The sequence below is a fragment of the Pantoea sp. Fr-CA_6 genome (assembly GCF_024520895.1).
Lineage (GTDB): Bacteria > Pseudomonadota > Gammaproteobacteria > Enterobacterales > Enterobacteriaceae > Pantoea > Pantoea agglomerans.
The window spans coordinates 1-682 of the sequence record NZ_JALNPO010000033.1 but is presented as its reverse complement, the minus strand read 5'-3'; the positions used below and the strand labels follow the sequence as shown (position 1 = coordinate 682).

The window sequence follows — 682 nt, the reverse complement described above, 5'->3', positions numbered from 1 at the left end:
TTACCCGGTTGCCGTCCGCATCCGTGGCCCACACGATGACCGTCAGCCCCGCGCCCGCGGTGCCGTTCAGCGTCAGCATGCCGTCGTTGGTGAACTGGCCCTTCTGCAGGAAGCCGCTGTCCGCGTCTTCACCCTGGCTGTAGTCGTCCACCACGTTTTCAATCGCCGGCTGCGCCGGGGCGCTGGTCAGGACGCTGAAGTCCCACGCTGCATCCGCCGTGCCGCTTACCTGCGGGCCTTCATTGCCCGCCGCGTCCACCGCCGCGACCGTCAGGGCGTGCGCCCCGCTGCTCATCGTGCTGTCCGGCGTCCAGCTCCACTTGCCGTCCGCCTCTACCGCTGCGCTGCCGATCAGCTTGCCACTGTCGTAGATATTGACGTAACTGATGTCTGCGGTAGTCGTGCCTGAGTAGGTCGGACGTGCATCGTCAGTGACAGAGCCATCTTCAATCTTGCCCTGTACCGGACCGACGTCATCTGTCAGTGTGATGCTGTCCGCCACTAAACCCGATGTCTGGTTATCCGGCACCGAGGTGTCAACGGTAAAGCTCCAGTCGCCGTCTGCCTGCGGGCCCTCATTGCCCGCCGCGTCCACCGCCGCAACCGTCAGGTCGTGAGAGGTGCCGTCCGCCATATCCTGCTCCGGCGTCCAGCTCCACTTGCCGTCCGCGTCCACCGCTGC

Annotated in this window: 1 protein-coding gene; it reads right to left on the bottom strand. The window is 65.4% G+C overall.

Annotated features, from left to right (window positions below):
* A partial coding sequence (locus NR201_RS22475; protein WP_256850188.1) for an Ig-like domain-containing protein occupies positions 1–682 on the bottom strand: 682 nt, incomplete at both ends.